This window comes from Allocatenococcus thiocycli, from assembly GCF_921292965.1.
GTDB classification, from domain to species: domain Bacteria; phylum Pseudomonadota; class Gammaproteobacteria; order Enterobacterales; family Vibrionaceae; genus Vibrio; species Vibrio natriegens.
Map to the genome: position 1 here is coordinate 17,463 of NZ_CAKLCK010000002.1, position 25,629 is coordinate 43,091.

Genomic DNA, 25,629 nt, shown 5'->3' on the forward strand with positions numbered 1-25,629 from the left:
CCTGTATGCCGCCTATAAAAAATCCCCTCATCACGGAACCAATTTATGGCGCTCGTCGTCAGGGGATTTCTCGCTCTAAATTTCGCTAGGAGCGACCTGTAACCAGAAACAGAAAAAAATATCTGGGTGAGTAAGGTGTAAGTTATGGGTTATTTTTTAAGACGTTTGTCATTCTATCTTGTCGCGCTCTTAGTTGCAGCGACGTTAAACTTTATTATTCCAAGAGCAATGCCTGGTGACCCAGTTACCATGATGTTTGCAAATGCTTCAGTACAGGTTACGCCAGAACGAATCGCAGCAATGAAAGAGCTGCTAGGTTTTGTGGATGGTCCTATTTACATCCAGTACCTGTCATACATCAAAAACGTTCTGAGCTGGGAGCTAGGTACTTCAATTCAGTTCTACCCACTTTCAGTCAACTCTTTGCTTGGTAGTGCCTTTGGTTGGTCGCTATTTCTAGCAGGTACTGCAGTGGTACTTTCGTTTTCTATCGCATCAGTGCTAGGTATTTTTGCAGCATGGAAACGTGGTAGCAAATACGATGCGTTCGTTACGCCAGGAACCCTTATTATTCAAGCTATTCCGCAAATGGTTATCGCAATGCTAGCCCTATTTACCTTTGCAATTGGTTTGAAGTGGTTCCCATCTGGTTACGCGTACACTCCAGGTACCATTCCAGATTGGACAAGCTGGGATTTCATCAAGAACGTCGGTTACCACGCAATACTCCCTCTGTTCTGTGCGACCATCGTTCAAATTGGCGGCTTCCTCGTCAACATGCGTAATAACATGATTAACCTGTTAGCTGAAGACTACATCACAATGGCTAAAGGTAAGGGTCTGAGTGAAAACCGTGTGGTATTCAATTACGCAGCGCGTAACGCGTTACTTCCAAGTGTCACGGCACTTTCAATGTCTTTGGGTATGGCTATCGGTGGTCAGCTAATCATCGAAATGATCTTCAACTATCCAGGCTTAGGCACCGTCCTATTAAATGCGATCCACGCACGTGACTACCAAGTACTTCAAGGTCAGTTAATTATCATGACGATGTTCATGCTTTGCTTCAACCTGATGGCTGACATGCTGTACATGATTCTAGATCCTCGCTTACGTACCGGAGGCAAATAATCATGAAAGAACTCTTTAAACTTATTTTAGGTAACTCATTCGCTCGTGTTGGCCTTGCCATCGTTACCATCTTCGTTTTTATCGCTGTTTCTGCGCCTCTAATTACTAAGCATGCGCCAGACAAGCGTACTGGTAATCCACATGAATACCCTGGTTTCGTTGTGAAGCAGGCACAAAGCAATCCTGATGGCTGGGTTGCAAAAAATCTGGCAGATGACCGTCGAACACTGCATATGTCGAAAAAAGCTGACCATGTATTAGGCACCAGCCGTATGGGTCGCGATATCTGGTCTCAAGTTGCTTACGGTGCTCGCGTATCGCTAGGTGTGGGATTCGGTGCCGGTATCATTGTGTGTTTCCTAGCGACGGTCATTGGTATCTCAGCAGGTTACTTCGGCGGTAAAGTGGATGACATTTTAAGTGCCGCAATGAACATCATGCTGGTTCTTCCCCAGTTACCTTTGCTGTTCGTTCTCGCTGCATTTATTGGCGAAGCAGGCCCATTCACTATCGCGCTAATCATTGCTGGTACGTCTTGGGCGTGGGGCGCTCGTGTTGTCCGCTCACAAACCATGGCACTGCGTGAAAAAGAATTTGTCAAAGCTGCAGAAGTACTGGGCGAGTCTTCATTCCGAATCATCTTTGTGGAGATTTTACCAAACCTAATCCCGATCGTAGGCGCAAGCTTTATCGGTTCCGTCATGCTGGCCATTAACACAGAAGCGGTTATTTCATTCCTAGGTCTAGGCGACTCGAATACGGTGAGCTGGGGCACCATGCTTTACAACGTTCAAACCTCTTCGGCAATGCTGATTGGTGCATGGTGGGAAGTATTAGCACCTTGTATTGCACTGACAGTACTAGTGACTGGTCTGGCTCTGCTTAACTTTGCCGTTGACGAAATCGCTAACCCTCAGCTTCGGTCTCACAAAGGTATGAAACGCTGGAAGAAGCTAGCAGCAAAAGACAAGAAAGAACGTGAGCCTGAATTGGCACCACAAAATGCACTATGGAGCGGAGATAAATAATCATGACTGCACCACTAATTTCTATCCGTAACCTATGCGTAGATTACATTACAGATGCGGGCGATGTCCGCGCCTGTAATAACGTCAGCTTTGACATTGCACCAGGCGAAGTTTTTGGTCTGGCTGGAGAGTCTGGCTGTGGTAAATCAACCGTTGCTTTCTCGCTAATGCGTCTCCATAAGCCGCCAGCGTTCATCACTGGAGGGGAAGTTATCTTCAATGGTGAAGACATCCTTCAATACAGTGATAGCCGCATGCAATCATTCCGCTGGAGTGAGATGTCAATGGTGTTCCAAAGCGCGATGAACGCCTTGAACCCGGTTCTGACAATGGAAGAGCAGTTCTGCGATGTCATCATGCGTCATACCAATATGAGTCGTGAGCAGGCTAAGAAACGCGCAGAAGGTTTACTGGAAATCGTCGATATTCACCCGAGCCGACTTAGTGACTACCCTCACCAGTTTTCTGGTGGCATGCGTCAGCGCTTGGTGATTGCCATCGCTTTGGCTCTAAACCCAAAAATGATCATCATGGATGAACCGACAACCGCTCTCGATGTTGTGGTTCAGCGTGAAATATTGCAAAAAATTTATGCGCTTAAAGAAGAGTTTGGATTCTCAATTCTGTTTATCACTCACGACTTATCGTTGATGGTTGAGTTTTCCGATCGCATCGGAATTATGTATTCAGGTGAACTGATTGAAGTCGCACCTTCAAAGCAAATTTTGGAAAGTCCTTACCACCCATACACAAAAGGTTTGGGTAGCTCTTTCCCTCCACTAACAGGTCCAAAGACCAAACTAACGGGTATCCCGGGAAACCCTTTGAACTTGCTTGAAATTCCGCAAGGCTGTCGTTTTCAGGCTCGCTGTGACCGTGTTCACGAAGCATGCACGAAAATACCGACTCAATTGCGTCAGATAGAGCCAAGTCGTTTCTCAAACTGCCATTTGTATGGCGAAACCATTGCTCAGGCTAAGGTTTAACGTCCCGAAATCACGTTAGCTACGAACAAAATTACACTGGAGAGAATTATGAGCAAACAACTCGGCAAGTTGCTGATTGAGGGTAAAAATGTCGTTAAAGACTTCCCGCTAAATAGCAATTCTATCAAGCAGTCCAAGATGCGTGCGATCAACGACGTATCATTCAAAATGTATAAAAGTCGCGGCTTGTCTGTTGTAGGTGAATCTGGCTCAGGTAAATCTACAACCGCAAAAATGATTGCGAAAATGTACGCCCCTTCGGAAGGCATCATTGAATACAAAGGACGTGATATTCAAGATATTCAATCAAGACAAGATCTAATGTCTTACCGAGAAGGAGTACAAATGGTCTGGCAAGACCCATTTGGCTCACTAAACCCGACGCACAACATTTTCCACCATATTGCACGACCACTGCTTATCCATAAAAAAGTGTCACCGGGCAACAAGAAAGAGCTGGAAGAACGCGTGTATGACTTACTGGAACAAGTAGGCCTTATTCCGCCTAAAGAGACCGCGCAAAAGTTCCCTCACCAGCTTTCTGGTGGTCAGCGTCAGCGTGTAAACCTAGCGCGTAACATTGCAGTTGGTGCAGAAGTCGTATTAGCAGACGAACCTACGTCAATGCTGGACGTCTCGATTCGAGCAGGTGTTCTAAACCTGATGGAAGAGATGAAGTTCGAGAAACAAATGTCTCTGCTTTACATCACTCACGATATCGCAACGGCGCGCTACATCGCGGAAGATTTGGCAGTAATGTACGTCGGACACATGGTGGAATGGGGAGACACAGAGGAAATCATTCATGATCCTCAACACCCATACACTCAATTGTTGGTTTCTGCAGTACCCGATCCATCTAAATCCATTCACGAGAAACTGAAAGGAAACAAAGGAGAGATCCCTCTCTGGACTCCGGAGTCTGTCGGTTGCCCATTTGCGGGGCGCTGTGTACACGCAACAGATAAGTGTCGCCAACAACTACCAGGCGTTACCCAACTATCTGAAAACCACTTTGTCCGTTGTTACCTATTTGAGAACTAAGCATAACTAGGGCCAGAGAACACTGGCCCATTTCCAATTGTTTTGTTTCGCGGAGACATTAAATGCTGCTACTGACTAACCACATTGGTTATGAGCGTCTGGGGCCGAAAAAAGCGGTAATACAGACAGAACAATCACACTTGTCTTCTGATACTGCCACACTGGTCTGTGCCAAAAGCGAGCAAATCGTTGCTACCTTTTCGGTACAAGAGCAAGGGAAAGTAGCGAATTGGCATCAGGGGTATTTTTATCTTATCGATTTTTCGTCATTTGAGATCCCAGGCCACTATTATCTTCGCTTTGATAACGACTGTTCTTCTCAGCTAGAAATTGCTGAACAACTTCTTCTGGATCGCACTCTGTCCGATGTGATCCACTACTTTAAATCTCAGCGTTGCGGCGGAATTTTCGATCATGCCGATCGTCAGGCTGTGCTATTAAATTCCGAACAGACAGCCGATGTTCATGGCGGTTGGTACGATGCGTCTGGTGATGTAAGTAAATATCTAAGTCACCTTTCGTACGCAAACTACCTTAATCCTCAACAAACCCCTATGGTGGTTTGGAACATGCTAAAAGGACTTTCTCTGCACCAATCTAGCGACAGTATCGCTGCTTTCACCCGCACACGCCTCATTGAAGAAGCGCTGTATGGTGCAGACTTCCTTGTTCGCATGCAAAACGAGAAAGGTTTCTTTTATATGACGGTATTTGATAAATGGAGCAAAGATACCGCCCAACGTGAAATCTGTGCTTTCGAAACGCAACTTGGTCACAAGTTCGATGATTATCAAGCAGGCTTCCGACAAGGTGGCGGAGTCGCGATAGCGGCGCTTGCTGCTGCATCGCGTTTAGCCGTTCATGGTGAGTTCAATCAACAGCAATATTTAAATACCGCAGAGAATGGCTACTGGCACCTAAAAGAGCATAACAAGCAATATCTCAATGATGGCGAAGAGAACATCATAGACGAGTACTGTGCCCTGCTTGCCAGTGTTGAACTGTTTAAAACAACCAAAGAAAGCCGTTACTTGGACGAAAGCCGTCTGTGGGCTTCACGCCTGGCAGACCGCCAAATGAGTGATGATAAATTCAAGCATTTTTGGTCAGCCAATCAAGATGGTAGCCGCCCTTACTTCCATGCAGCGGAAGCTGGATTACCAGTGATTGCTCTTTGTGAATACCTATCTATCGAAGACGACTCCGAGTTGGCAGCGTCCATAAAACAGACGGTCAACCAGGCATGCGAATTTGAATTGGAGCTCACCAGTCGTGTCACCAATCCATTTGGTTACCCTCGTCAATATGTCAAAGGCGTTGAAGAATCGAAACGTGATGCCTTCTTTGTTGCCCACAACAATGAATCTGGTTATTGGTGGCAAGGTGAGAATGCTCGCTTGGGTTCACTAGCATCAATGTCTTACCTCGCTCTGCCTTATATCGAATCACATGAGACACAACAACAGCTGATACGCCTTGGGCAAGATGCGCTTAACTGGATCGTTGGCTTAAATCCATACGACATGTGCATGCTCGATGGCCATGGCCGAAATAACCCAGACTACCTTCCACAATATGGGTTCTTTAACGCTAAAGGCGGCGTCTGTAATGGCATCACTGGTGGCTTTGAAGACGAGAATGACATCGCCTTTAACCCACCAGCACAAAAGGATGACATCCTACAAAACTGGCGTTGGGGAGAGCAATGGATCCCACATGGTGCGTGGTACTTACTCGCGATCATGAGCCAAGCTCACCACCTATCAGTAGACGTTAAGGAGTAATACCATGGCGTTCTATTTTGTCGGTATTGATGGTGGCGGTACTTCTTGCCGCGCTCGCATTAAAGATGCCCAGGGTAATTTTCTTGGTGAGGCGAAAACTGGCAGCGCCAACATCATGCTTGGTGCTGAAGTAGCGATGACTTCTATCATTGAGGCAATTTCGTTGGCAGCTAAGCAAGGCGGGTTATCTGAGCAAGACTTTTCGTCTATGCATGTTGGGTTAGCACTCGCAGGGGCTGAACACAAAGCTTCTTGGAATACTTTTATGACTCTCGCTCATCCTTTCGCCAGCATGACATTAAACACAGATGCCTACGGTGCCTGTATCGGTGCACATAACGGCCAAGACGGCGCGATCATGATTGCAGGAACGGGATCTTGCGGCATCTACCTCAAAGGATTGCAACAACATGTTGTCGGAGGCCGAGAGTTTCCGATTTCAGACCAAGGTAGTGGTGCTGTCATGGGGCTGCGCCTAATTCAGCAGGTTTTATTGGCAGAAGATGGTATCCGAGAGAAAACCCCGCTCTCCCAGCACGTCATGGCACACTTCAAAAATGACGTAGACAACGTGGTTGCTTGGTCAAAACAAGCATTACCTCGTGATTACGGGCAGTTTTCTCCAGCTATTTTCCAGCATGCACAACAAGGCGATACGCTCGCCATTGAAATGTTAAAACAAACCGCTGCTGATATAGAAACGTTTCTCATGGCACTTAACAAGCGTGGAGCGACCCGTATTTGTTTAATGGGAAGCATTGCTGAACGCATTCTCCACTGGCTATCTCCGCCCGTTCAAAAGTGGATTGTAGAACCTCAATTTGATGCGATTGAAGGAGCCCTTATGTTTGCTGGCAAGCCTGAACATAACCTTTACTCGCTATCGGTAGAACAGGAGTAGATATGGAATATCGCGTTGACCTCGTCGTCCTATCTGAGCTAAAGCAAAATTGTCGCTTTGGACTGACTTTTCATAACTTAAGTGACCAAGATCTTCATGATTGGCACCTGACGTTTGCTTTTGATCGCTTCATTTTACCTGACAGCGTATCTAACGGTGTACTTAACCAAATTGGGAGCTTCTGTACTCTCAAACCAGAAAGTATGGTACTGGCGGCTAATCACAATTTCTATTGTGAGTTCAGTATTGGTTCAAATCCATTTCGCTATTATTCAGACGGATTGAATGAAGCTCTGGTTAATTTTGTCGTCAATGGTAATACTCAGCGAGCCGAGGTTGACGTAACACCTATCGTGCTGGCTTCGCCATACCGCGAGCGTAGTGACATTCCAGCGAGTTTGATTCACGCTCAGCCTTTATTACCTAAGCCAAACCATATTGAAGTTCACGAGAGTTATTTTTCTCTTCACAACCGTGTTGGAATCAGTACTTATTCCGATTTAGCCAATTCAGCAAAAGATTGGTTGCTCGATGAACTAAAACGTATTCACCAGTTTGAGCTTACCGCGTCTAATAACAGTCAGATTATCTTTAAAAGTAATCCAACCTTAGATAAAGGTGCGTATAGGCTCAAAGTGACCGAAGAATCGATAAAAATCGAGGCGGGTTCAAAGTCTGGATTCACCCATGCTAGTGCGACCCTGCTACAACTTATCAGAAGCAATGGGGAAAATAACTCTATGGAAGTGGTCTGTTGCTCAATTAAAGACAGACCTCGTTTCAAATATCGCGGAATGATGCTCGATTGTGCACGACACTTCCATTCCGTAGAGCAAGTGAAACGTCTTATCAACCAACTGGCACACTACAAGTTTAATACCTTCCACTGGCACCTTACTGACGATGAAGGCTGGCGAATCGAGATTAAATCCCTGCCAGAGCTGACAAATATTGGTGCATGGCGCGGGTTAGATGAGGCCATTGAACCGCAATATACGCATTTGTCTCAGCGTTATGGCGGGTTTTATACCCAAGAAGAAATAAAAGAAGTGGTTGCCTATGCGGCGCAGCGCAGTATTACCGTCATCCCTGAAATTGACGTACCAGGCCACTGCCGCGCCGCCATTAAGTCACTACCTCACATGCTTGTAGAGGCAGAGGACACCACCGAGTATCGCAGTATTCAGCACTACAACGATAACGTGATTAACCCAGCACTACCGGGCAGTTACGAATTTATCGACAAAGTGCTGGAAGAAGTTGCCGCTTTATTTCCTGCACCGTATATCCACATTGGGGCCGATGAAGTACCACATGGTGTCTGGTCGCAAAGCCCAGCCTGTCAGGCGTTGATGGAGCAACAAGGCTATAGCGACTACAAAGAACTGCAAGGTCACTTCTTGCGTCATGCGGAAGACAAACTTCGCGGGCTTGGTAAACGAATGCTGGGATGGGAAGAAGCTCAGCATGGCAACAAGGTCAGTAAAGATACCGTTATCTACTCATGGCTAAGTGAAGAAGCGGCTCTCAATTGTGCTCGCCAAGGATTCGATGTGGTGCTGCAACCCGCCCAAACCACCTACTTGGATATGACTCAAGACTACGCGCCAGAAGAACCTGGAGTGGATTGGGCAAACCCGATTCCACTAGAGACAGCGTATAGCTACGAGCCGTTAGCACAAGTGGCAGACGACGATCCGGTTAGAAAACGTATTCGGGGCATTCAGGCTGCACTTTGGTGCGAAATCATCAATAACCAACCACGTATGGACTACATGATATTTCCCCGTCTGACGGCATTAGCAGAAGCATGCTGGACCGATAAGCAGCACCGCAACTGGACTGATTACCTATCACGTTTGAAGGGGCACCTTCCACTGCTCGATCTGCAGGGAGTGAATTACCGCCAACCGTGGAAGTAACGAAAACATACGCGACGACAGCGCGCTTTAAAGAATTTTAATTTTTGGCTGCTCAAGCAGCTTTGTAAAAAGGAACGACACAAATGAAATACGGCTATTTCGATAACGAAAATCGTGAATATGTCATTACCCGTCCAGATGTACCTGCTCCTTGGACTAACTATCTGGGTACTGAAAAGTTCTGTACGGTTATTTCACACAATGCAGGTGGCTACTCATTCTACAACTCACCAGAATACAACCGTGTAACCAAATTCCGTCCCAATGCGACCTTTGATCGCCCGGGACACTATGTTTACCTGAGAGATGACGAAACGGGTGATTACTGGTCTATTTCTTGGCAACCTGTAGCAAAAAGCCTTGATGAAGCGAGCTACGAAGTTCGCCACGGGTTGTCATACTCTAAATTTAAGTGTGAATACAGCGGCATTACTGCAACGAAAACGCTATTCGTACCAAAAGGTGAAGATGCCGAAATTTGGGACGTGGTCATCAAGAACACCTCTGGCAAACCACGCACCATCAGTGCTTTCTCATTTGTTGAGTTCTCTTTCAGTCACATTCAGTCAGACAACCAAAACCATCAAATGTCTCTGTATTCTGCAGGAACGGAATACAAACAAGGCGTTATCGAATACGACCTGTACTACAACACGAACGATTTTGAAGGCTTCTACTACTTAGCTTCTACGTTTGATCCTGACTCTTACGATGGCCAGCGTGACAGCTTCCTGGGGCTATACCGTGACGAAGCAAACCCACTTGCGGTAGAACAAGGCAAGTGCTTTAACACCGCACAAACCTGTTACAACCACTGTGGTTCCCTGCATAAGCAATTTACTATCCAACCAGGTGAAGAAGTTCGCTTCGCTTACATCCTAGGTATCGGTAAAGGCAATGGTGAGCGTCTGCGCACTAAATACCAAGACCTAGCAGAAGTAGATAACGCGTTTGCTGGCATCAAAGCACACTGGGATGAGCGTTGTGGCAAATTCCAAGTAAAATCACCAAACGAAGGTCTGGACACCATGATCAACGCTTGGACGCTATACCAAGCAGAGACGTGTGTGGTTTGGTCTCGTTTTGCTTCTTTCATCGAAGTTGGCGGTCGTACGGGCCTTGGCTACCGTGATACGGCACAAGATGCGATTTCGGTGCCTCATGCTAACCCACAAATGACACGCAAACGCATTGTTGATCTTCTGCGAGGCCAAGTTAAAGCAGGTTACGGTCTACACCTGTTTGATCCTGATTGGTTCGATCCAGAGAAAGCGGATGTGAAACCATCTAAGTCACCAACAGTGGTTCCGACTCCGTCTGACGAAGACAAGATTCACGGCATTGAGGACACCTGTTCTGATGACCATCTATGGTTAGTGCCAACCATCTGTAAATATGTGATGGAAACAGGCGAGCACAGCTTCTTTGATGAAGTGATCCCTTACGCAGATGGCGGCGATGCAACCGTTTATGAGCACATGAAAGCAGCGTTAGACTTCTCTGCTGAATACGTTGGCCAGACAGGTATCTGTAAAGGTCTGCGCGCAGACTGGAACGACTGTCTCAACCTAGGTGGTGGCGAATCATCAATGGTGTCTTTCCTGCATTTCTGGGCACTACAGGAATTCATCGATCTGGCAAAATTCCTAGGCAAAGACGCCGACGTTGAGAAATATACAGAGATGGCGGCCAACGTTCGCGAAGCATGTGAAACCCACCTTTGGGACGAAGAAGGCGGTTGGTACATCCGTGGCCTAACGAAAAACGGTGACAAGATCGGTACTGCGCAGCAAAAAGAAGGCCGCGTACACCTTGAGTCAAACACACTAGCAGTTCTGTCTGGTGCGGTATCTCAAGAACGTGGCGAAAAGGCAATGGACGCGGTAGACGAGAACCTGTTCTCTGAATACGGCTTGCACCTGAACTCGCCATCATTCGCAACACCAAACGACGATATCGGATTCGTTACACGCGTATACCAAGGCGTGAAAGAAAACGGCGCTATTTTCTCACATCCAAACCCTTGGGCGTGGGTAGCAGAAGCGAAACTCGGTCGCGGTGACCGTGCAATGAAGTTCTACGATGCACTCAACCCATACAACCAAAACGACATCATCGAAAAACGTGTTGCAGAACCTTACTCATACGTTCAGTTCATCATGGGACGCGATCATCAGGATCACGGTCGTGCTAACCACCCTTGGCTAACGGGTACCTCTGGCTGGGCTTATTTTGCGGTCACTAACTTCATTCTCGGTGTTCGTACTGGTTTTGATGGATTAACTATCGACCCATGTATTCCAACCAACTGGCCAGGTTTTGAAGTGACGCGCCAATGGCTGGGAGCGACGTACAACATCAAAGTGGTAAACCCTGACACGGTAAGCAAAGGCGTGAAGTCGATCACTCTGAACGGTGAAGCTGTGAATGGAACATCAGTACCAGTGCAACCTGAAGGCTCAGTAAACGAAGTGATCGTTACCTTAGGTTAATTCGCTTTGGGGAAACGTTCCCCTTTTAATTTTTCCGGTGTACTTGGCTCTTACTGGGTACACCGGTTCGCTAGCAAATAAATAAGGTACGGCACGTTACCGTTCTTATTGAGGATCGAATCATGATCAAATTTGGTACAGGTGGCTGGCGCGCATTCATTGGTGAAGAATTCACTAAAGAGAATGTACGCTTGGTTGCTCAAGCAGTCGCAAACATCACCAATGCAGAATCTGTCGCGGAACGCGGCTTTGTGATTGGCTATGATCGCCGCTTTCTTTCTGACAAAGCAGGCCGCTGGTTTGCAGAGGTACTGGCAGCAAATGGCATTGTCGTCAGCTTCATCGATAAGTTTGTCCCAACGCCGATCGTTATGTTTAAAGCGAAGGAAATGAACTGCGCTTACTCAGCATGTATCACGGCTTCGCATAACCCTGCCGACTACAACGGGATTAAAGTCTTTATCGAAGGCGGTCGCGACGCGGATGAAATCATCACCCAGAAGATTGAAGATCAAATCGCCACGCTCACAGCAAACGATGTGAAAAGCGTCGACTTTGAACAGGCTATCGATGATCACTTAATTGAAATCATTAACCCGATGAACGAATTCGTGGATTCAATCATCAACTTTATCGACATAGAAGCGATCAAAAAAGCCAATCTCCGTGTGCTTGTCGACCCAATGTTTGGTGTGGCGAAGAATGCGCTGCAGACCGTGTTGATCAATGGTCGTTGTGACGTGGATGTCATCAACGATGGTAAAAACCCAGATTTTGGTGGCTTAATGCCATCACCAAGTGCAGCTACGCTTTACCGTTTGATGCACTTAGTCGAGGAACAAGGTTACGACATTGGTATCGGCACTGATGGTGATGCTGACCGTTTGGGCATTATCGATGAAAAAGGGAATTTCATTCATCCCAACGAAGTGCTTCTCTTATTGTATTACTACTTACTGGAATACAAAGGCTGGAAAGGCTCAGTAGTACGTAACATCGCAACCACTCACCTGCTCGATAAAATCGCACAAGATCACGGTGAAAAGTGCTTTGAGGTACCAGTAGGCTTCAAGCACATCAGTTCTCAAATGGAAGCGGATGACTCGTTGATCGGCGGGGAAAGTTCAGGTGGTTTAACCATTCGTGGCCATATAAAAGGCAAAGATGGGGTGTTTGCTTCCAGCTTGTTAGTAGAAATGATTTCCGTTACTGGTAAGAAGCTATCCGAGCTATTAGATGAAATCTACAGTAAGTATGGCTATGCCTATATGGCTGAAGGTGATTGCAAGTTCAAACCTGGGCAAAAAGAAGCGTTATTCAACAAGATTTATGTTGATAAACAGTTACCTGAGTTTGAATTTGAAATCGAAAAAGTCAGCTACGAAGATGGCGCAAAAGTCTACTTTAAGAACGGTGGATGGATTATTGCTCGCTTCTCTGGTACTGAGCCGCTATTGCGTATATTTGCCGAGATGGAAGATAAAGATACTGCGGAACGTGTTCTTCAACAGTTTAAAGACTTCTTGTCTCTTTAAGCTGAACTTGTCTGGCTTAAAGTTGCTGGCAGTCACTTAAGTCGCAAGTAGAGGAACACTTGCCCGGCATCACCGCCGGGCCTTTTTATTTCTGGAATAAAAACGTTAAGCGAACGCCAATACACCCTGAGTATCGATTTTTACTGCAACGCTGTCACCCACATTTAAAGCCTGCACGGAAGTAGCCAGCAATCTGTCTCCGTTCACATCTATCACATAGCGGCAGTGATCACCCATAAAGTGTTGCTCCAGCACTTTCACTGCGCTTTCTTCATCGGCCTGAACCTGCACATGTTGGGGACGAAGTAGTAGCGCACATTCTTCCTGCAATTGAATGTCCTGTTGAGCACTTGCTTCTATCACACCTAGATGCGTCTCAAACTCGCCATGTGACACTCTGGTTGCAGCCAAATAGCTACCACCGCCCAGGAAATCAGCGACAAATTTGCTCGAAGGCTGGTAGTACAACTCTGAAGCTGTTCCATACTGCTCAATAATGCCATTGTTCATCACGGCCATCTTGTCAGAAAAGGCAAAAGCCTCCTCTCGACTGTGAGTCACGAAAATCGCAGTTACACCTTGCTGCTTAAAAATTTTACGGATCTCGCGAATCAACTCGTGACGCACTTGAGTATCAATGTTGGAAAACGGCTCATCCAATAACAGCAAATCAGGTTTGTAAGCTAAAGAACGGGCAATAGCCACACGTTGCTGCTGACCACCTGACAGCTGATGAGGATAGCGATCTCCATAGCCTTTTAAGTGAACCAACCCCAACATCTCTTCCACTTTCAAAAGCTTCTGTTGGGCCGTTTCATTCTTCAGACCAAAAGCGATATTCTCAGCCACAGTAAGGTGCGGAAATAACGCGTAGTCTTGAAAGATCATACCAATATTACGCTGTTCTGGCGGTAGCCAATTCTCACCATCATCAATAATCAAGCTGTTGAGACTCATTTGCCCAGAAGACAAAGGCAGCAATCCCGCTACCGCTTTTAGTAATGTCGTTTTACCACAGCCACTAGCACCCAACAGACACACTATCTGGCCTTGCTCAACCTCAAGAGATAATGACTCTAAAACCGTTTGGTCATCGTAGTGGCAGGTCAGGTTTTTAATTGATAATGCGCAGCTCATTAGTGATTTTGCTCCAGTGAACGGTTAACGACAACAAGTGGGATCAACCCAACAAAAACCAACAACACAGCCGGTAAAGCTGCCAACTCTAAGTGCTCGTCCGAAGCAAAGTTATAAACGTAGGTTGCCAGTGTTTCAAAGTTGAACGGGCGCAAAAGAAGAGCCGCATTGAGCTCTTTCATCGACTCGATAAAAACTAACAGAGCAGCGATAAGTGCGCCACGCTTAACCAGCGGAAAGTGAACTCGCCATAACATGGAATTCGGTGTGCAACCCATGGTGCGTGATGCCATGTCCAAGGACGGGGAGATTTTGTTTAAGTTACTTTCGATACTACCAATGGCAACAGCGGAGAAACGTACAACCATGGCAAAAATAATGGCAAACATTGAACCTGAAAATATTAGCCCAGGTCTGCCCCACTCCATTGCTTTGGCAACATCATTGATGCGGTGATCCATAAATAAAACGGCCACCATCACACCAATCGCGAGTACCGTACCGGGCACCGCATAACCCATTGAAGATAAACGTATAAAGGTAAGCGTTGTCCTCTTGCCATTGACTCGGTAAGTAAAATTCACCACCAGAGCAACAACAACACCAATGATTGCCGCGATAACCGACACGACCAGACTATTCCAGGCATACTCACGGAATTGTGGCGTCCAACTTTGCGCAAAGTAAGTAATTGAGTAATCAACCAACTGCATTAGCGGCAGGATAAATGCGATTAAAACCAGTCCCCAACACCAAATCAGTGCTGCCCATTTTTTCCAGCCCTTCAATTCATAACGGAAATCTTCGTGGCTGTTGAACTGGCTTTGAAATAGTTTCTGCTTTCTTCGGCTGTAACGCTCTGTGCTTAATAGCAGCACGACGATCACCAACATGATGGCGGAAATTTTGGCCGCAGCATTAAGGTTAGAGTATCCAAGCCAAGTATCGTATACCGCGGTTGTTAACGTATTAACGGCAAAGTAGCTGACGGTGCCAAAGTCGCCGATGGTCTCCATTGCAACCAGTGATAAGCCGACAGCCATTGAAGGACGAGCCAAAGGAAGAGAAATACGCCTGAAGCTTTCCCATGGTGAACATTTAAGAAGACGCGCACTTTGCAACAGTGACACGTTTTGTTCCATGAATGCAGCTCGACAGAGCAGATAAATGTATGGATACAAAACCAGGGCCAGCACAAACGTTGCTCCGGACAAAGTACGAATATCCGGGAACCAGTACTCTTTGGGGCCCCATCCGGTTAAATCGCGTAAAAAGATTTGTATCGGACCGGCAAAATCGAACCAATCGGTAAAAATATACCCGATGATGTATCCCGGCATCGCTAACGGTAAAACCAGTGCCCACTGCAGCCATTTTTCGGTAGGCAGCTTACACATCGCCATAAACCAGGCACACGGAATACCAAAAACGAGAGACAACACCATCACACCTATAGTTAGCGTAATAGTGTTATAGATATAGGTAGGCATGACTGTCGCCATAAGGTGCGCAAACAGCTCATCCGTATCACCAACGGCGGTGTAGAAGATCGCTAAGATCGGTAAAACCAGTAGCAAAGCCAACGCTCCGCTACTGGTTTTCCATATATAATTCTTTTCTTTCATTGCCTAATTACAGCCAGGCTGAGTGAGAGATAAATGCACCTGCAAATACATCTCATATCCTTTTAATTAATTAGGGCTAGTTATACCCTTATAAACAAACAACCTCAAGTAGCCCTGATAAAAGAGCGACTTGAGGCTGTAAATTTATCATCGGTGGTTCAACTTCTCACCGACTGATATCAAGCGAACGATTAAAGATCGAACTTAACTTCGTCTAGTAGCTTGATCGCAGCTTCGTGGTGATCAGCAATCTCATCTAGAGAAAGCGTATCTGCTTTAAATTCACCCCAAGATGCAACTAGCTCAGAAGGCTTAACGTCAGCTTTCACTGGGTATTCAAAGTTCACTTCTGCGTACATGCTTTGCGCTTTGTCGCCCGCTAGGAACTCCATAAGCTTAAGTGCGTTTTCTTTGTTTGGCGCGTACTTCGCCATCGCCATACCAGAGATATTTACGTGAGTACCAGTAGTTTCTTGGTTCGGGAAGTTGATGTATACAGAATCAGCCCAAGCTTTCTGCTCTTTGTCGTTAACCATCTTGCCTAAGTAGTAGCTGTTACCCAGAGAAACGTCACATAGACCTTCTTTGATCGCTTTAACTTGGCCACGGTCATTACCTTGAGGTTTACGAGCAAGGTTAGCTTTCACGCCTTCTAGCCATTCTTTTGTAGCCGCTTCACCCTGGTGAGCGATCATAGAAGAAACGAGAGATACGTTGTATGGGTGCTTACCACTACGAGTACAGATCTTGCCTTTAAATTCTGGCTTAGCCAGGTCAGCGTAAGTGAAATCTTTACCTAGTTTACCTACACGGTCACGAGAAGAGTATACGCTACGAGTACGAGTCGTCAGAGCAAACCACTCGTTTGCTGAATCTTGGTATTGAGCTGGGATGTTCTTCTCTAGAACAGGACTATCCACCGGCTGAACTACACCTTTCTGGGTTAGCTCTGCTAGACGTGCGATATCAACAGTTAGAAGCACGTCAGCTGGGCTGTATTCACCTTCTTGAACCAGCTTTTCTGCGATACCTGTCTTAGCAAACTTAACGTTTACTTTGATGCCTGTCTCTTTTGTGAACTCATTAAACATAGGCTCAACCAAGAACGGCTGACGGTATGAGTATACGTTTACTTCTTCAGCAGCCATGGCTGTTGGAGCTAGTGTTGCACAAGCTAAAGCAGAAAGAGTTAGCACTTTTTTCATGGATCAATCCTTTAAGTATTCGTAATGATAACGTTTATCAGTTGCGTTATTATATTTATCTTCAATAGTAAAACAATGATCGATACAAAAAAACCTGCCAATAGTGGCAGGTTTTTCATTATGTGAAGTGTAACAATATGCTACATGGTAAATTTTATTTCGCTGTGACGAACTCTGGATATGCACCTACACCACAGTCGTGCATGTCCATGCCTTCCATCTCTTCTTCTTCGCTTACACGGATGCCTACTGTTGCTTTCAAGATTGCCCAAACAACCAGACTTGCACCGAATACCCAAGCAAAGATAACTGCTGCACCTAGAAGCTGAGCACCGAATGTCGCGTCACCGTTGCTTAGAGGAACAACCATTAGGCCGAAGAAACCACATACACCGTGTACTGAAATCGCGCCAACTGGATCATCGATTTTAAGTTTATCAAGACCAATGATGCTGAATACTACGATTGCACCAGCTACTGCGCCGATTGCAACTGCGTAAAGTGGTGATGGTGATAGTGGATCCGCTGTGATTGCAACCAAACCAGCCAATGCACCGTTTAGAATCATAGTTAGGTCAGCTTTGCCCCAAGTTGTCTTACATACAAACAGTGCCGCAATAGAACCTGCTGCTGCTGCTGCGTTCGTGTTTAGGAAGATTTGACCAACCGCTGTTGCGTTCTCGAAGTCAGAGACCATTAGCTGAGAACCACCGTTAAAACCAAACCAGCCAAACCATAGGATGAATGTACCTAGCGTTGCTAGAGGCATATTTGAACCTGGGATTGGGTGGATTTCACCATTTTTACCGTATTTACCTTTACGAGCGCCCAGTAGCAGAACACCAGCTAGTGCAGCAGAAGCACCTGCCATGTGTACAATACCTGAGCCAGCAAAGTCACTAAAGCCCGCTTCTGATAGGAAACCGCCGCCCCAAGTCCAGTAGCCTTCCATTGGGTAGATGAATGCAGTCAAGATTGCAGAGAAGATCAGGAATGACCATAGCTTCATACGCTCAGCAACCGCACCTGAAACTACAGACATCGCTGTCGCAACAAATACTACCTGGAAGAAAAAGTCTGATTCTAGTGAATGGTCTGCACCTTCACCTTGAGAACCAATAAGGGCACCTAGTGATGGTAACCAACCACCTTCGCCGTTATCAACGTACATGATGTTGTAACCAACGACTAAGTAAGTCGTACAAGCAATCGCGTACAGACAAAAGTTTTTAGTCAAAATTTCTGTTGTATTTTTAGAGCGAACGAGGCCTGCTTCAAGCATGGCAAAGCCCGCTGCCATCCACATGACCAATGCACCGGAAATGAGGAAGAAAAAAGTGTCTAGTGCGTAACGTAACTCTGTTACTGTTGTTGCTAATTCCATAATAGTGTCTCCAATCCCTTGAATACTTTTAAAGTGCTTCTGCGTCCATTTCACCGGTACGGATGCGAACAGCTTGATTCAGGTCGTATACAAAAATTTTACCGTCACCAATTTTTCCTGTTTGCGCCGCTTTTGTGATGGCTTCTACCACACGATCGACATTATCTGCATGAGTTGCGATTTCTATTTTTACTTTTGGTAGAAAGTCCACTTGGTACTCTGCGCCGCGGTACAACTCTGTGTGACCTTTTTGGCGACCAAAACCTTTAACCTCTGATACCGTCATACCTTCGATGCCTACGTCAGCCAACGCTTCACGTACATCGTCTAACTTAAATGGCTTTATAATGGCATTGATTATTTTCATTAAATTCTCTCCGAAGCATTCATCCTGAAACACTTCTAATAATCCAATCTACGTGCCAAGTTTTTAAGTTATTGATTTAAAGGAATTAAAGGCTATTGGTCACAATACAAACAAAAAAAGGCGCACCATAACAGTGCACCTCTTTCCCAAATATAAAGCAAGCTACAATTGATTACCCAAAATTGTGCATTAGATGTTCAAAAACTCTTTCCATTGCTCTATAAGAGTCATAAAGTCTTCGAGACCACAGCTAGCGGTGCTTTCACAGTCGTACAATTCGAACTCGCTGTCTTTGTCTTGTTCATAATGATGCAGCAATGCATTATCTTGTACCGTTACTTCATCACCACAAATCATCAAACTGATTTCTCTCCCCAAAAGCGAATACTCTTGAGTTGGTTTACTGATAGCCGAAGAAATAAGCGCATCTACTTCTGCGATATGATGGCGTTCCTTACCAATTTCTTCTTGTAACCAACGCCCGATAATTTCGTGCTCCATTGAGCAGTGACAATAGTAACTACCATCTAAGGTGTTTTTCTTAAATTCGTAGTCCATCCTATTTCCTTCATTTATCTTAACTGACAACAATATAAGTCAAATCAATACTTATACTCTTTATTATCAGTTAATATGCCTCGCTAAACCACCACTAGAGCTGGGTTTATAAAACGAGTATGCAGTTAAACGAAAATATCGCCCGACAAATCGTTGAGCGAACAATGACAATCATCTCCCATTCGGTCAACGTCATGGATGAAAAGGGGCGTATTATTGGTTCAGGTGACAGTACTCGCTTACAACAAAAACATGAAGGTGCTGTTCTCGCAATCAATGAGCGACGCATTGTCGAGATCAATCAGGCCGCGGTTAATAATCTCAAAGGCGTCAAACCCGGAATTAATCTGCCAATTATCTATCGTAATCAGGTAATCGGGGCTATTGGTATATCCGGTGCACCAGAGGAGGTTCACCATTATGGTGAGCTGGTGAAAATGACTGCAGAGTTGATCATAGAACAAGCCGCTCTCATGTCACAAATTGAATGGAACAAACGTCACCGGGAAGAACTTGTTCTTCAGCTCATCCAAGGTTCAACTTTAAATGACAATCAACTGACCTCGATCGCAGAGCGTCTTGATCTCGACCTGTCTCAACCAAGAGTTGCTGCGGTAGTCAAAGTCATACCGAGTAATGATACGCCAATGCGTCTGGAGCACTTGCAGCAGCTGGTACACCTGCTCGAGTACCCAGAGCGCGATAACTTAGTCGGGATCATTTCCGTATCTGAGCTTGAAGTCGTCGTGCTCAAACCTATCACGTTAACGGTAAACGGTTGGTCGAAAGAGAACGAAATCAAGAGCGCAAACCAATTGTTACGCCGGGTAAAAACGCAAGGTAAGTTTAAAATCCGGATTACGCTGGGCGACTACTTCCCTTCTCTGCAAGGTTTAGCCCAATCTTATCAAACGGCCAAACGCACCATGGAGTTAACTCAACACCAGCCTGGACAGGTCTTTTTCTGTCAAGACTACCGCATTCCGGTACTACTCAGCGCGGTAAAAAATGAACCCTGGCAACTACAGCAATTGTGTCACCCATATCAATTGCTGCAACTGAGTGATTCCAAAGGCACTCTCATAAAGACGCTCAAGGTGTATTTCGAACAAAATTGCGATGCACATCAAACCTGTTGCACTCTTCATATTCACCGTAACACTCTGCGCTATCGCCTTGATAAGATCTCACAAATAACATCATTAGATATCAACAGTTTAGATTCGATAATTCAACTATATCTTGGGTCTTCGTTTAGGCACTTGAAAAACGAAAAATATGCAGACGCACAGTAATTGAGTTGTTTTTTAAAAGAAAGATTGTTTCATCGTCCAAAGACTGACTGAATCGTGCCTTTTATATTGGCCAGACTAAATCACTAGCTTGGGTAATATAAAATGATTGAAGTCTCTACTCTTGGAGCCTTGGCCGCATTAATTGTGGCGATATCTCTAATTCTAAAGAAAGTCCCACCAGCATACGGCATGATTATCGGTGCCTTAATTGGTGGTGTTGTTGGTGGTGTCTCACTGACGGATACCGTTTCTCTGATGATTGGTGGGGCTCAAGGTATCGTGACAGCGGTACTTCGTATTCTGGCTGCCGGCGTATTAGCTGGTGTGCTGATAGAATCTGGCGCGGCAACTTCTATCGCAGAAACGATTGTCAAAAAAGTAGGCGAAACTCGCGCACTACTAGCGCTGGCACTAGCGACTCTCATTTTAACCTCAGTTGGTGTATTCGTTGATGTTGCCGTTATTACGGTTTCTCCCATTGCTTTAGCTATTGCCCAGCGTGCTTGCATTTCTAAAACTGCGATACTATTGGCGATGGTTGGCGGTGGTAAAGCCGGTAACGTAATGTCACCAAATCCAAATGCCATCGCAGCCGCTGATGCCTTTGACGTACCGCTGACTTCCGTAATGCTTGCTGGCGTTGTCCCTGGCCTGTTTGGTCTTGCGCTCGCTTACTTTTTAGCTAAGCGTCTAAGCAATAAAGGAAGCATGGTACAAGCAAGCGAAGTGGTTTCTGTTGACCGCAAAAAATTACCAACCTTTGGCGCTGCCATCGTCGCTCCACTTGTGGCTATCGCGCTACTGGCGCTGCGCCCAATCGCTGGTATTAACGTTGACCCTCTTATCGCTTTGCCTCTTGGTGGCCTAATCGGCACGGTTGTCATGGGTCGTTTTAACGACACCAACCACTTTGCCGTATCAGGTCTAACCCGTATGGCTCCTGTCGCTGTCATGCTATTGGGTACCGGTACACTCGCAGGCATCATCGCTAACTCTGGTCTTAAAGGAGGCCTGATTGAAGTCCTCACTGCTTCAGGTTTGCCATCATACTTACTTGCGCCAATTTCTGGTGCAATGATGTCATTGGCTACCGCTTCGACAACCGCTGGTACAGCAGTAGCAGCGAGCGTATTTAGCCACACGATTCTTGAGCTTGGTGTTCCTGCACTGGCAGGCGCAGCAATGATTCACTCTGGTGCAACCGTACTTGATCACATGCCTCATGGTAGCTTCTTCCACGCAACAGGTGGTGCACTCAACATGGATATCCGCGAGCGTCTTAAGCTCATCCCTTATGAGTCAGCGGTTGGTCTGATGATCGCGTTTGTCTCTACCATGATGTTTGGTGTGTTTGGTTTATTTGTTTAAGGCGTTTAGGTATCACTATGAAAATTGTTATTGCTCCGGATTCTTATAAAGAAAGTCTAAGCGCGATGGAAGTTGCAATCTCTATCGAGCAAGGGTTTAAACACGTCCTGCCAAATGCAGAGTACATCAAACTGCCAATGGCTGATGGCGGTGAAGGCACCGTTCAATCTCTTGTTGATGCCACTGGTGGCGAAATAGTTGAGCACTCAGTAACAGGCCCACTTGGCGAACCTGTTTCTGGCTTCTATGGACTACTGGGAGATGGCAAAACAGCGATCATCGAAATGGCGGCTGCATCTGGTTTGCACTTGGTCGATCCAGATAAACGTAACCCAATGATTACCACAACGTTTGGTACTGGTGAGCTGATCAAAGCGGTGCTAGATAAAGGTGTCGAGCACATCATCGTCGGTATTGGCGGCAGCGCGACTAATGATGGGGGGTTAGGCATGGCGCAAGCACTAGGTATTCGCCTTCTGGACGAGAATCATGAGCCACTTGGCTTTGGTGGTGGCGAGCTTTCCAAACTTCACCGTATCAATATGCGAGGTCTCGATCCCCGACTTGCACAAGTGCGCTTGGAGGTAGCGTGTGATGTAGACAATCCTCTGTGCGGGCCTCAAGGTGCATCACAAGTGTTTGGTCCGCAAAAAGGCGCGACGCCTGACATGGTTGAGCAGCTCGATCGAAACCTGGCACACTACGCAAGCATAATCAAAGCGCAACTAGGCCAAGATGTTCTCACACGTCCAGGCGCTGGCGCTGCAGGAGGTTTAGGCGCGGCACTAATGGGCCTGCTTAATGCGGAACTGCGCCCTGGAATTGAGATCGTAATGGATGCGGTTAATCTGGACGAAATCGTCGAAGGTGCAGATCTTGTCATCACGGGTGAAGGTCGTATTGACAGTCAAACCATTCATGGCAAAACGCCTATTGGTGTTGCTCGTGTGGCCAATAAACATTTTGTGCCAGTGATCGGTATCGCGGGCAGTTTGTCTCACGATTGTGGCGTCGTTCATGAGCATGGTATTGATGCAGTTTTTTCGATTGTAAACCGCTCGGTAGACCTGCCAACAGCATTCGCTGAAGCAGCACAGAACATTGAACTAACCGCACGCAATGTCGCAGCGATGTTGCAGTTAAAGCTTTAAAATATAGATTTCCCTAAGTCGCTAAACAAAAAAACCGCAGACACTGTCTGCGGTTTTTGTATTTCACCTATAAAGCTTATGCTGGCTCTTGGAAGATAACCGTATCCGCTTTCTTAGTGTACTGATCCATCTTATGGAAGTTCAGGTAGCGGTAAGTATCCGCTGCTGTTGCGTTGATCTTCGCTGCGTACTCCAGGTACTCTTCCTTAGTTGGAATTCGACCTAGAATTGCGCCAACTGCTGCTAGCTCAGCTGAAGACAAGTAAACATTCGCACCAGTACCCAGACGGTTCGGGAAGTTACGCGTTGAAGTAGACATTACTGTTGCTTTGTCTGCTACGCGAGCCTGGTTACCCATACATAGTGAACATCCCGGAGTTTCGATACGAACACCAGCACGGCCGTAGATACCGTAGTAACCTTCTTCCGTTAGCTGATCGCGGTCCATCTTAGTTGGCGGAGCCACCCATAGGCGCGTATCTAGCTGACCACCCCATTGCTCAAGCAGTTTACCTGCAGCGCGGAAGTGACCGATGTTAGTCATACATGAACCGATGAAGACTTCGTCGATTTGTGTACCTTGAACTTCAGAAAGTAGACGAGCATCATCTGGATCGTTAGGAGCACATAGGATTGGCTCGTTGATTTCCGCCAGGTCGATCTCGATTACGTGCGCGTATTCCGCATCCGCATCCGCTTCCATTAGCTCTGGGTTATCCAACCACTCTTGCATCGCAGTGATACGACGCTCGATAGTACGACGGTCGCCGTAACCTTCAGAGATCATCCACTTAAGCATAGTGATGTTCGAGTTTAGGTACTCTTCGATAGACTCTTGAGATAGCTTAACGGTACAACCTGCTGCTGAACGCTCTGCAGACGCATCTGAAAGTTCAAACGCTTGCTCAACCGTTAGGTGCTCAACACCTTCGATTTCTAGAACGCGGCCAGAGAATTCGTTGATCTTACCTGCTTTCTCTACCGTCAACAGACCTTGCTTGATGCCGTAGTAAGGGATTGCATGTACTAGATCACGTAGCGTGATACCAGGCTGCATTTCACCTTTGAAGCGAACCAGGATTGACTCTGGCATATCCAGTGGCATAACACCTGTTGCCGCTGCGAATGCAACCAGACCAGAACCTGCTGGGAAAGAGATACCTAGAGGGAAACGAGTATGCGAGTCACCACCTGTACCTACTGTATCAGGCAGAAGCATGCGGTTTAGCCACGAGTGGATAACACCGTCACCCGGACGTAGAGAAACACCGCCACGGTTCATGATGAAATCAGGAAGTGTGTGGTGCGTGTTTACGTCAACTGGTTTAGGGTACGCAGAGGTGTGACAGAAAGACTGCATTACTAGGTCAGCAGAGAAGCCAAGACACGCAAGGTCTTTAAGCTCATCACGAGTCATAGGACCCGTTGTATCCTGAGAACCAACCGTAGTCATCTTAGGCTCACAGTAAGTGCCCGGACGAACACCTTCTACGCCACATGCTTTACCAACCATCTTCTGTGCAAGCGAGTAACCTTTGCCTGTATCAGCAACGTCACCTGGTTTGCGGAAGAAATCTGCAGGCGCTAGACCTAGAGATTGGCGAGCTTTGTCAGTCAGACCACGACCGATGATCAGTGGAATACGACCGCCAGCACGTACTTCGTCGATAAGCACGTCTGTTTTTAGCTTAAATTCAGCCAGTGTTTCGCCAGTTTCGTGGTTACAAACTTTACCTTCGAATGGGTAAACGTCGATAACGTCGCCCATGTTCAGTTTCGATACGTCAACTTCGATTGGTAGTGCGCCCGCGTCTTCCATTGTGTTAAAGAAAATTGGTGCAATCTTACCACCTAGCACGTAACCACCAGCACGTTTGTTTGGAACGTTAGGGATATCATCACCCATGAACCAAAGCACTGAGTTAGTCGCAGATTTACGAGAAGAACCCGTACCTACTACGTCACCAACGTAAACCAGTTGATGACCTTTTTCTTGCAGTTCTTCGATCTGTTTGATCGGACCGATACTACCAGGTTGGTCAGGGTTGATGCCTTCACGCTCGTTTTTCAGCATTGCTAACGCGTGAACTGGGATATCTGGGCGAGACCAAGCATCTGGTGCTGGAGACAGGTCATCGGTGTTTGTTTCACCAGTAACCTTGAATACAGTAAGAGTGATTTTTTCTTGTAGCGCAGGCTTAGACTGGAACCATTCCGCGTCAGCCCAAGATTGTAGAACTTGCTGTGCATGCGCGTTGCCTGCTTTCGCTTTCTCTTCTACATCGTAGAAAGCATCAAACATAAGCAGAGTGTGAGATAGCGCTTTTGCAGCGATTGGTGCTAGCGCATCATCTTCTAGTAGGTCTACTAGAGGCTCGATGTTGTAACCGCCTTGCATAGTACCTAGCAACTGTGCCGCTTTTTCACGGCTTACTAGCGGAGAAGATACCTCACCTTTTGCTACTGCTGTCAGAAAACCAGCTTTAACATAAGCAGCTTCATCAACACCTGGCGGGATACGGTTCTCTAGTAGGTCAAGAAGGACTTCTTCTTCACCTTGAGGGGGATTTTTCAGAAGTTCCACAAGGCCAGCTACTTGCTCAGCGTCTAGTGGTTTAGGTACAACTCCTTCGGCAGCACGCTCTTCGACGTGTTTACGGTAGGCTTCAAGCACGACTTTTTCCTCTCATTGCGGTTCCTCCTTTATTATTACTAT

19 protein-coding genes are annotated in these 25,629 nt (G+C 46.4%); 12 read left to right on the forward strand and 7 right to left on the reverse strand.

The features are described 5' to 3' along the window. Positions 1-144 precede the first annotated feature (144 nt). From L9Q40_RS01870 to L9Q40_RS01910, 9 genes are all read left to right on the forward strand, one after another. Positions 145-1,131 (forward strand): ABC transporter permease, encoded by a 987-nt coding sequence (locus L9Q40_RS01870; protein ID WP_498791778.1) that lies wholly within the window; start codon positions 145-147, stop codon positions 1,129-1,131. Positions 1,132-1,133: 2 nt separating this feature from the next. Beyond that, positions 1,134-2,159, forward strand: a complete 1,026-nt coding sequence (locus L9Q40_RS01875; RefSeq protein WP_498791779.1) for an ABC transporter permease — start codon at positions 1,134-1,136, stop codon at positions 2,157-2,159. A gap of 2 nt (positions 2,160-2,161) precedes the next feature. Beyond that, positions 2,162-3,145 (forward strand): ABC transporter ATP-binding protein, encoded by a 984-nt coding sequence (locus L9Q40_RS01880; RefSeq protein ID WP_498791780.1) that lies wholly within the window; start codon positions 2,162-2,164, stop codon positions 3,143-3,145. Positions 3,146-3,193: 48 nt separating this feature from the next. Then, positions 3,194-4,189, forward strand: coding sequence for an ABC transporter ATP-binding protein (locus tag L9Q40_RS01885; RefSeq protein ID WP_498791781.1), 996 nt, complete (start codon positions 3,194-3,196; stop codon positions 4,187-4,189). Positions 4,190-4,251: 62 nt separating this feature from the next. Next, a complete protein-coding gene (locus L9Q40_RS01890) occupies positions 4,252-5,973 on the forward strand; it encodes a glycoside hydrolase family 9 protein (protein WP_498791782.1) in 1,722 nt (573 codons plus the stop codon). A gap of 4 nt (positions 5,974-5,977) precedes the next feature. After that, a complete protein-coding gene (locus L9Q40_RS01895; protein ID WP_498791783.1) occupies positions 5,978-6,874 on the forward strand; it encodes a glucosamine kinase nucleotide-binding domain-containing protein in 897 nt (298 codons plus the stop codon). A 2-nt stretch (positions 6,875-6,876) separates the two neighbouring features. Then, positions 6,877-8,796 (forward strand): beta-N-acetylhexosaminidase, encoded by a 1,920-nt coding sequence (locus L9Q40_RS01900; protein ID WP_498791784.1) that lies wholly within the window; start codon positions 6,877-6,879, stop codon positions 8,794-8,796. Positions 8,797-8,879: 83 nt separating this feature from the next. Beyond that, positions 8,880-11,288, forward strand: a complete 2,409-nt coding sequence (locus L9Q40_RS01905; protein WP_498791785.1) for a glycoside hydrolase family 94 protein — start codon at positions 8,880-8,882, stop codon at positions 11,286-11,288. 122 nt (positions 11,289-11,410) lie between these two features. Beyond that, a complete protein-coding gene (locus tag L9Q40_RS01910) occupies positions 11,411-12,823 on the forward strand; it encodes a phosphoglucomutase/phosphomannomutase family protein (protein ID WP_498791786.1) in 1,413 nt (470 codons plus the stop codon). Between the two features lie 105 nt (positions 12,824-12,928). Here the strand turns inward: L9Q40_RS01910 and L9Q40_RS01915 are convergent, their stop codons facing one another. The 6 genes from L9Q40_RS01915 to L9Q40_RS01940 form a co-directional block, all read right to left on the reverse strand. Beyond that, the gene (locus tag L9Q40_RS01915; protein ID WP_014232919.1) at positions 12,929-13,960 is read right to left on the reverse strand and encodes an ABC transporter ATP-binding protein; all 1,032 of its coding nucleotides are present in this window, start codon (positions 13,958-13,960) and stop codon (positions 12,929-12,931) included. Next, complete coding sequence (locus tag L9Q40_RS01920; protein ID WP_118119327.1) at positions 13,960-15,585, reverse strand: ABC transporter permease; 1,626 nt, start codon at positions 15,583-15,585, stop codon at positions 13,960-13,962. The genes L9Q40_RS01915 and L9Q40_RS01920 overlap by 1 nt, the downstream gene beginning before the upstream one ends. 191 nt (positions 15,586-15,776) lie before the next feature. Further along, positions 15,777-16,790: a Fe(3+) ABC transporter substrate-binding protein gene (locus tag L9Q40_RS01925; RefSeq protein WP_014232921.1), complete on the reverse strand. Its 1,014-nt coding sequence runs from the start codon at positions 16,788-16,790 to the stop codon at positions 15,777-15,779. A gap of 154 nt (positions 16,791-16,944) precedes the next feature. Further along, on the reverse strand, positions 16,945-18,174 hold the full coding sequence (locus L9Q40_RS01930; RefSeq protein ID WP_014232922.1) for an ammonium transporter: 1,230 nt from the start codon (positions 18,172-18,174) through the stop codon (positions 16,945-16,947). A 28-nt stretch (positions 18,175-18,202) separates the two neighbouring features. Continuing rightward, entirely contained in the window at positions 18,203-18,541 is a 339-nt protein-coding gene (locus L9Q40_RS01935) for a P-II family nitrogen regulator (protein ID WP_005386570.1), read from the reverse strand. 189 nt (positions 18,542-18,730) lie between these two features. Further along, the gene (locus L9Q40_RS01940) at positions 18,731-19,099 is read right to left on the reverse strand and encodes a YacL family protein (protein WP_014232923.1); all 369 of its coding nucleotides are present in this window, start codon (positions 19,097-19,099) and stop codon (positions 18,731-18,733) included. A 119-nt stretch (positions 19,100-19,218) separates the two neighbouring features. Between L9Q40_RS01940 and L9Q40_RS01945 the strand changes: the two genes are divergently transcribed. The 3 genes from L9Q40_RS01945 (at position 19,219) to L9Q40_RS01955 (ending at position 22,913) form a co-directional block, all read left to right on the forward strand. Then, the gene (locus L9Q40_RS01945) at positions 19,219-20,394 is read left to right on the forward strand and encodes a sugar diacid recognition domain-containing protein (protein ID WP_498791787.1); all 1,176 of its coding nucleotides are present in this window, start codon (positions 19,219-19,221) and stop codon (positions 20,392-20,394) included. A 102-nt stretch (positions 20,395-20,496) separates the two neighbouring features. Next, entirely contained in the window at positions 20,497-21,762 is a 1,266-nt protein-coding gene (locus L9Q40_RS01950) for a GntP family permease (RefSeq protein WP_020333928.1), read from the forward strand. Positions 21,763-21,779: 17 nt separating this feature from the next. Then, the gene (locus L9Q40_RS01955; protein ID WP_065300172.1) at positions 21,780-22,913 is read left to right on the forward strand and encodes a glycerate kinase; all 1,134 of its coding nucleotides are present in this window, start codon (positions 21,780-21,782) and stop codon (positions 22,911-22,913) included. A 76-nt stretch (positions 22,914-22,989) separates the two neighbouring features. On the opposite strand, the gene acnB is transcribed toward L9Q40_RS01955, so the two are convergent. Then, on the reverse strand, positions 22,990-25,587 hold the full coding sequence (gene acnB, locus L9Q40_RS01960) for a bifunctional aconitate hydratase 2/2-methylisocitrate dehydratase (protein WP_065302855.1): 2,598 nt from the start codon (positions 25,585-25,587) through the stop codon (positions 22,990-22,992). Between the last annotated feature and the right edge of the window lie 42 nt (positions 25,588-25,629).

Excerpts from the sequence above, each read along its gene's own strand:
- L9Q40_RS01940 (WP_014232923.1), bottom strand. The coding sequence starts at position 19,099 with ATGGACTACGAATTTAAGAAAAACACCTTAGATGGTAGTTACTATTGT.
- L9Q40_RS01870 (WP_498791778.1), top strand. The coding sequence starts at position 145 with ATGGGTTATTTTTTAAGACGTTTGTCATTCTATCTTGTCGCGCTCTTA.
- L9Q40_RS01950 (WP_020333928.1), top strand. The coding sequence starts at position 20,497 with ATGATTGAAGTCTCTACTCTTGGAGCCTTGGCCGCATTAATTGTGGCG.
- L9Q40_RS01955 (WP_065300172.1), top strand. The coding sequence starts at position 21,780 with ATGAAAATTGTTATTGCTCCGGATTCTTATAAAGAAAGTCTAAGCGCG.
- L9Q40_RS01920 (WP_118119327.1), bottom strand. The coding sequence starts at position 15,585 with ATGAAAGAAAAGAATTATATATGGAAAACCAGTAGCGGAGCGTTGGCT.
- L9Q40_RS01875 (WP_498791779.1), top strand. The coding sequence starts at position 1,134 with ATGAAAGAACTCTTTAAACTTATTTTAGGTAACTCATTCGCTCGTGTT.
- L9Q40_RS01935 (WP_005386570.1), bottom strand. The coding sequence starts at position 18,541 with ATGAAAATAATCAATGCCATTATAAAGCCATTTAAGTTAGACGATGTA.
- L9Q40_RS01895 (WP_498791783.1), top strand. The coding sequence starts at position 5,978 with ATGGCGTTCTATTTTGTCGGTATTGATGGTGGCGGTACTTCTTGCCGC.
- L9Q40_RS01880 (WP_498791780.1), top strand. The coding sequence starts at position 2,162 with ATGACTGCACCACTAATTTCTATCCGTAACCTATGCGTAGATTACATT.
- L9Q40_RS01900 (WP_498791784.1), top strand. The coding sequence starts at position 6,877 with ATGGAATATCGCGTTGACCTCGTCGTCCTATCTGAGCTAAAGCAAAAT.
- L9Q40_RS01905 (WP_498791785.1), top strand. The coding sequence starts at position 8,880 with ATGAAATACGGCTATTTCGATAACGAAAATCGTGAATATGTCATTACC.
- L9Q40_RS01910 (WP_498791786.1), top strand. The coding sequence starts at position 11,411 with ATGATCAAATTTGGTACAGGTGGCTGGCGCGCATTCATTGGTGAAGAA.
- L9Q40_RS01930 (WP_014232922.1), bottom strand. The coding sequence starts at position 18,174 with ATGGAATTAGCAACAACAGTAACAGAGTTACGTTACGCACTAGACACT.
- L9Q40_RS01925 (WP_014232921.1), bottom strand. The coding sequence starts at position 16,790 with ATGAAAAAAGTGCTAACTCTTTCTGCTTTAGCTTGTGCAACACTAGCT.
- L9Q40_RS01890 (WP_498791782.1), top strand. The coding sequence starts at position 4,252 with ATGCTGCTACTGACTAACCACATTGGTTATGAGCGTCTGGGGCCGAAA.
- L9Q40_RS01915 (WP_014232919.1), bottom strand. The coding sequence starts at position 13,960 with ATGAGCTGCGCATTATCAATTAAAAACCTGACCTGCCACTACGATGAC.
- L9Q40_RS01945 (WP_498791787.1), top strand. The coding sequence starts at position 19,219 with ATGCAGTTAAACGAAAATATCGCCCGACAAATCGTTGAGCGAACAATG.
- L9Q40_RS01885 (WP_498791781.1), top strand. The coding sequence starts at position 3,194 with ATGAGCAAACAACTCGGCAAGTTGCTGATTGAGGGTAAAAATGTCGTT.